Source organism: Lacticaseibacillus pantheris DSM 15945 = JCM 12539 = NBRC 106106 (genome assembly GCF_001591865.1).
GTDB classification, from domain to species: Bacteria; Bacillota; Bacilli; order Lactobacillales; family Lactobacillaceae; genus Lacticaseibacillus; species Lacticaseibacillus pantheris.
In genome coordinates, this window is record NZ_BCVS01000124.1 from 1 (window position 1) to 6,549 (window position 6,549).

Genomic DNA, 6,549 nt, shown 5'->3' on the forward strand with positions numbered 1-6,549 from the left:
GGCACCCCCACCGGCCATAACCACACTTGTACACGAATTTATGAATGCTTTGTCTCACGTTTCAAACGTCATTTTAAGCGACAATGACGTTTGAAATGTGAAAAAACTACGTCCTACAGTCATCGCAGGGAACAGCGGCTCGGCCCCATCAGAGGGAAGCATAACCTGCCGCTTAGAAAACGCTTGCATTTTCGGTTAACACCTGTTATTATTTGGGCGTAAGAAGGGCGGTGGTTTTATGGAAAAGCGTAATCATGACACGTCACTGCTTGTAGGTATTGGGTTAGGTCAGGTCTTGGGTTTAGCGATTGGTGGACTAATCCACAACGTACCGGTCGGGTTTGCTGTGGGTTCGTTTATCGGTCTTGTGTTGGGTGCCTTCGGGGCATTTCCGCTCCGTAGTTGGTAATATAAGCGACCCACTAGAATATGTTGCACGTGTCATCCCGGACGCGTGGGACGCGAAGAGGGCATTACCGTAATGAGTCAGTACGGTAATGCCTCTTTTTTGGTGCTTTTATTTTGTCTTTTCAGTCGCCGATGATCCGGATTTGCCCAGTGGTGTGCTTGATCCGTATGCACCGATAACGAACCGAATAATCCCGGCCAGCAGAAAGACGACGAATAACGATACGCCTTTATCAACTAGGATGCCTCCGAAGAATGCACCTAGTGGGATTGAAACATAGGAAATCATGCGGGTGACGCTGACTACGCGTCCCAGAATTCGATCAGGCACAATTTTCTGCCGTAGTGAGAAGTATGTGATGACGTTGATATTGCTGCAAAGGTTGGCCACAGCGTATAACAAGCCAACCATAATAAAGTTATGCGCAAAGAACATCAGCATCAACGCAATTCCGGCCAGTACGGTGGTTGATGTGATAATTCTACCGGTAGAATAGTGACGGTTGATAATCGGGGCCACGATGCCACCGGCAAGCGCTCCAATACCCGAAATGGCAATCGTAATACCGGCGAGGAACGACGAGTATCCAAGTGTCTTAGTAATGAAGAACATAAAATTAGCTTCAAACAGATTAGTGGCAAAGTTGGTGAAGAAAAAGAGGACGGCACCGTTCCACACTATTTTGTCGGAGTACGCGTATGCAAAACCTTCACGTATATCCTGAAGAATATTCTGAGTAGCTTGGATGTGGGTAGGGACTTTGTATCGAAGCGCGATGACGAAAATTCCGGCGATTAAGAAAGATATCGCATCAACTATAATCGCGACTCGTGGATTGAGTAGAGCTGCTAATGCACCACCAAGTAATGGTCCGATGAGCGTTAGTGTGTTGTCAATCAGCTGAATATCGGTGTTAGCGGTTACGATTTTATCGTCATGGACCACCTTGGGTAGAATGCTCTGAAACGACGGGTGAGTTAATGGGTCAATAGATGACTGCATAAATACCAACACGTAAATTAACAAAAGTGGTGTGGCTGGAATTTCAAAGGCCACGAGCATAATGAACACGGCAACAAATGAAATGAGGTTGCCCACGACCAGGATGGTCTGCTTGTTGCCACGATCCGCCAATAAACCACCGACAAGAGAGAAGAATAACCACGGAAGAAATGATACCCCGTATATGGAGGCCATCTGGGCCGCCGACTGTGTTTTAGCGTATACGAGTAGTGGTAACGCAATTTTTAACATCCAATCACCAATCTGGGAGATTAGAAAGCTACACCAGATCAGGGTGAAATTTCTATTTATTCTCATTCGGACCTCCACAAGCGGCGTAGTTAGGATGTTTGGACCAACTCACGTCTACGTGTGAGTCTTCACTGTTAAGCATGAAGTTAAATACCTGCTTTCCATGCTCATATATTAACTGTTAAAATTAGCGTGAAAACATAAATTTACGTATACAACAAAAAAGGCTGATTAAAATGGAAAATATCGGTGGAACCTTTAGACTGCTCAGAAAAAGCAAGCATTTGTCGCTTGACGCGGTCGGCAAGGGGATTGTGACAACGTCGTTTCTATCCCGATTTGAACGTGGACAATACGACATCTCAGTTCAAAACTTAAATCAGTTGCTTGAGCGCATCAACGTTACCTGGTCAGAGTTTGTCTACATCAACAACGCCTACAAGAAGAACATTTCTAACCGGATTAGTCAGTGCTATCTACATGAGGACATTGGTGGCCTTGAGAAAATCCAGCAGGAAATTGAGACGAATCAAGACTTAACGCCGACTTACCACAAGCTGTATAGCATTATGATGAAGGCACTGATTGGTAGCCTTACTGGAATCCCTTTATCAAAAGCGGAGATTAATACGGTGATCCACTACCTCTCGTCTGTCGCGAATTGGACGTCCTTTGAGCTATATTTATTTGGTAATACGCTGATGATGCTACCAATCGATAATGTGGTTTCCCTGTCTAAACTGATGTTCCAAAAGGGGGAGGAATATAACTATCTGAACACCGATAACATTTCTAGCTACACTCGTGTACTCAATAATGCAATCTGCTATTGTTGTGAGCAGCGACGTGCGGATGAGGCAGTGCCAATGCTAGAAATGTTTGAGAAACTGATCGATCACCCACGACAATTTTATGAACGGATGAAGCTACTTAATTTGCGGGGATTGGTCTTGTACTGTACCGGGAATGTCACTGATGGTCTGGAAAGCTTGTACCGGTCATTGTTTACATGCAAACTGATTGATGCGACGACGGTTCTACACCATGAACTGTCATATCTGGACCATTTTTTGACTGATGATGAAGTAGTAGGACTTCGAACTAGGCTGAAAATTAGTTAACCGCAACACAAAGAGGGCACCAACCTTCACTTGGTTGGTGCCCTTTTGTGTACCGTTGCCAGCCCTGCGTTAAACCTGGCTGACGTCGGTTGTGGTTGCCGTTTCGCGGGTGACGATGCGGGTGTAGATCTTGTAGAGCGTGAGGCCAATCAGGCCGAAGAGGATGGGGCCCACAATTTCGAGGAACAGGTCCCAGTAGGCGCCACTACTCAGGCTGTCGATGACCGTCGAAATCACTCCGGCCAATAGCAGTATGTCAACGGCAGCCGTCACTAGCCAGTAGGTGGTTGGTCGTTTGAAAATGACGAACGGCCGCTCCAGATCCGTTCGGCCCTTGAAGAACGGAAAGGCGGTGACGAGGAACAAGTACGGCACCGTGGAGCTAATGTTGTCCATCAGGGTGAGGACGTTATAAAATCCCTCCGCCGTCCGGCCGCCAAACGAAGTGAGCGCAATCAGTACGCAGACCACAATCGCCTGAAACCACATGGCGTTGGCGGGCATGTCGTTAGCGTTGAGCGACGCCATCTTGCCGGGCCACAGTCGCCGTGGGGTGCCCAGCACGAACGATTTGATCGGCATGTACACAATCACGAAGAAGGAGCCAAAGTAGCTCAGCAACATAGCGAATGCGGACAGCCGGGCGAACCAGAAACTCAGTCCCTGACTAGCGGCTGCGCCCAGGCCGAACGCCTTGCCGAAGACCAGGCCGAGGTTGCTCATCAGTACGTACGTCGTGTTACCCAGGTTGGCGCTGGTGCCCTTGAACATGGATTGCCAGTTGCTGGACGCGCCCCACAACAGGATGAGGACGGCGTAAATCAAAGTGATGGCCACAGCACCGGCCACCATGGCGCGCGGGAAGTTACGCCGGGCGTTACGCATCCGGTCAGAGACGCTACCCAGTGCCTCAATGCCGGCAAAGGCGTAGACGGCAAAGATGATGAACGACAGCATCTGCGCGGGGCTTTGGTAACCGGAGCGCGGTGAGTGCAACATACTCTGTGCAGTGACGGGTTCCGCAAACTGGAAGCCGTTTTTGGCTAGGAGGATGAGGCTGACGATGGCAAAGACGGCGGTTAACGCCAGGGCGGCCAGGCCACCGATTCCGGCTAGCTTCGCGACTTTGCCCAGTCCACGCGTTGCGATGAACGTGACCACTAGGAAGAAGATGATGCTCATGATGCCGATGGTGGCCGTGGAGTTCAGCCCGAAAATGGACCACGTGTTGGTGGTATCGCGTCCCGTGAGCGTGGTGGCAAGCATGATCCAAATTTTGGAGACGGTGGACACGATGAGGATGACCCACGAGGCCAGCCAGACAAAGCCGCCGATGAATGCCCACTTGGCGCCCAGTCCGGCTTTGAGCCAGCTATACACGCCACCCTGGTCGTTGTGGAGCGTGGCGCCGTACTCCGCGAACATCAGTGACGACGGGACGAAGAACAGCAGCGCGGCCAGCACGTACCAGATAATCCCCGAGAAGCCCATGGTGTAGTAGGCGATGGAGGTATTATCGAACGCAAAGGCGGAGGTGAAGATCATCAACATGACGGCGATGAAGGAAACGGTTTTAGTTTTACTCATGGGCACGGCCCTCCTGTGGGTGGTTGCTTACTGGTCGTTACGGAAGCGCGATTCAACCGCGCGGGCGTGGGCCTCGAGACCCTCCGTACGGGCGAGGGTCGTGATGGCCTTGGCTTCGCGGGCCAGGGCGTCTTTGGAATACGTAATGAACTGGGTGCGCTTCATGAAGTCGGCCACGCCCAGCGCGGAGAAGAACCGGGACGTGCCGCCGGTGGGCAGAATGTGGTTTGGCCCGGCCACGTAATCGCCGACTGGCTCCGAGGCGGCGAAGCCGAGGAATACTGAACCCGCGTTTTGGATGAGGCTGAGGTACTGTGCGGCGTCGGGCAACTGGACCTCCAGGTGTTCGGGGGCAATGGCGTTCATCACGGTGAAGGCGGACGGGATGTCGGGAACCACGGCGATGAAGCCTTGGTTGTTCACGGCCGCGCTGGCAATTTCGGCGCGCGGCAGCGTGGTGAGCTGGCGGTCAACGGCGTCGGAGACCGCTTGAGCAAAGTCGGCGCTGGGGGTGACCAGCATTGGCCGCGACAGCCGGTCGTGTTCCGCCTGCGACAGTAGATCTGCGGCGACGTTCTCGGGATCTGCGTTATCATCCGCGATGACGCCAATCTCGGATGGGCCCGCAATCATGTCTATGCTGACCTGGCCAAACACCATTTTCTTGGCGGTGGCGACAAAGATGTTGCCGGGACCAGTAATTTTGTCGACCTGGGGGATGGTTTCCGTGCCGTAAGCCAGCGCGGCAATTGCTTGAGACCCGCCAACTTGGTACACCTCGTCGACGCCGGCAATCTTGGCGGCGGTGAGCACCGCGGAGTTGAGGCCATCATGGTGTGGTGGGGTGACCAGGACGATGCGCTTAACACCAGCGATTTTGGCCGGTAGCACGTTCATCAGGATGGAGGACGGGTAGGCGGCGGTACCACCGGGCACGTAGACGCCGACCGCGGCAAGTGGCGTGATTCGCTCACCACGCATGACGCCGGGCTGCTCGGCGTCGACAAAGCCGAACTGCTTTTCCTTGGTGTGGTAGCTGGTGATGTTCCGCTTGGCCAACTCAAGGGCGTCGATGAGCTGCGGGTCGGCTGCGGCGTAGGCATCATCGAGCTCGGACTGGGGTACGCGGAGGTCGGAGAGTTCGATGTTGTCGAACTGCTTTTCGTAGTCACGGACTGCTTGGTCGCCGTTTGCGCGGACGTTGGCGATAATCTTGGCGACGGCCGCGTCGACTTCTGGGTTGCTGGCAGCGCTGGCGCTGCGCTTCGTGACGTAGTCGATGGTTGCGGGGATAGTAGTTTGGATGATTTTCATGGTGGTTCCTCCTGTATGTTTGTGTGTGCAAGTAGTTGGGTTTTGAGCGGATGAGGCGGATGGTTGCTGTGAGGCATTGGGAGTGATCCCTCTGAAAGTTAGTGGGAGAAGATGGTATCTGTGACCATCCTCGCTCTGACCTCCTTGTGGTATCGGACTACAGTCTCTCGGCTTAGCCGCGCGAAGCCTCCGAGTAGCAGAGAGTAAGCGCTAAAGCGAGGTAGTGGATATCTTTCACTGTTCTCGTTCTGACCTCCGTGTGGTATTGGACTACAGTCTCTCGGCTTAGCTGCGCGAAGCCTCCGAGTAGCAGAGAGTAAGCGCTAAAGCGCTAACTCTCTGCGTAAAAAAAAGAATCGCCCCCGAGCAAACATCACAATCGATGCTTACTCGGGGACGATTCAATTCGCGGTCCCACCCCGGTTCGTCAACGCCTCACAGCGTCAACCTCATGTTGCCAACACGCTAGTCGTCGTTTGCACGAGAACAGGTGAAGGCAACCGTGGTAACGCTCCGAGCGTATCAGCCTAACGGTGTGCACCGCTCAGCCGGTCAGTATATTCCGGGTGTGATTCACCGCTCCCTAACATCGCCCTTACACCAAACGGCGACTCGCTGAGATTAGGATACGGTTACTGGTCCGGTCAAAACCTTTAACTTGCTTTTAATTTAAGGCTAATTTACAACCACCATCGGACTCTGTCAACTGTAAATGCATAAAATAACATGATATCCACTACGATCAGACCGCCAACCTGCTAGTATTGCACCATGCAATGTTGGTTGATCAGTTGAAGCCCATAGCAGTGTGGTGAACGGCGGCGTTGGCCGGCCCGGTGAGCTGCGGCTTTCGTGGGGTGCTCC

At 52.6% G+C, this 6,549-nt stretch carries 5 protein-coding genes; 2 read left to right on the top strand and 3 right to left on the bottom strand.

The window, feature by feature from the left end; genetic code table 11:
• Nucleotides 1-238 precede the first annotated feature (238 nt).
• Complete coding sequence (locus LPA02S_RS11745) at nt 239-409, top strand: hypothetical protein (protein WP_169798390.1); 171 nt, start codon at nt 239-241, stop codon at nt 407-409.
• Between the two features lie 108 nt (nt 410-517).
• Here the strand turns inward: LPA02S_RS11745 and LPA02S_RS10250 are convergent, their stop codons facing one another.
• Nucleotides 518-1,729, bottom strand: a complete 1,212-nt coding sequence (locus tag LPA02S_RS10250) for an MFS transporter (protein ID WP_054649493.1) — start codon at nt 1,727-1,729, stop codon at nt 518-520.
• Between the two features lie 170 nt (nt 1,730-1,899).
• Here LPA02S_RS10250 and LPA02S_RS10255 point away from each other — a divergent pair, with 170 nt between their 5' ends.
• Complete coding sequence (locus LPA02S_RS10255; protein WP_056956344.1) at nt 1,900-2,784, top strand: helix-turn-helix domain-containing protein; 885 nt, start codon at nt 1,900-1,902, stop codon at nt 2,782-2,784.
• Nucleotides 2,785-2,853: 69 nt separating this feature from the next.
• On the opposite strand, the gene yjeM is transcribed toward LPA02S_RS10255, so the two are convergent.
• Together yjeM and hisD are read right to left on the bottom strand one after the other, a co-directional pair.
• Entirely contained in the window at nt 2,854-4,371 is a 1,518-nt protein-coding gene (yjeM, locus tag LPA02S_RS10260) for a glutamate/gamma-aminobutyrate family transporter YjeM (RefSeq protein WP_054649489.1), read from the bottom strand.
• Between the two features lie 27 nt (nt 4,372-4,398).
• Nucleotides 4,399-5,685, bottom strand: a complete 1,287-nt coding sequence (gene hisD / locus LPA02S_RS10265; protein ID WP_056956343.1) for a histidinol dehydrogenase — start codon at nt 5,683-5,685, stop codon at nt 4,399-4,401.
• Nucleotides 5,686-6,549 lie beyond the last annotated feature (864 nt).

Excerpts from the sequence above, each read along its gene's own strand:
- LPA02S_RS11745 (WP_169798390.1), top strand. The coding sequence starts at position 239 with ATGGAAAAGCGTAATCATGACACGTCACTGCTTGTAGGTATTGGGTTA.
- LPA02S_RS10250 (WP_054649493.1), bottom strand. The coding sequence starts at position 1,729 with ATGAGAATAAATAGAAATTTCACCCTGATCTGGTGTAGCTTTCTAATC.
- LPA02S_RS10255 (WP_056956344.1), top strand. The coding sequence starts at position 1,900 with ATGGAAAATATCGGTGGAACCTTTAGACTGCTCAGAAAAAGCAAGCAT.
- yjeM (WP_054649489.1), bottom strand. The coding sequence starts at position 4,371 with ATGAGTAAAACTAAAACCGTTTCCTTCATCGCCGTCATGTTGATGATC.
- hisD (WP_056956343.1), bottom strand. The coding sequence starts at position 5,685 with ATGAAAATCATCCAAACTACTATCCCCGCAACCATCGACTACGTCACG.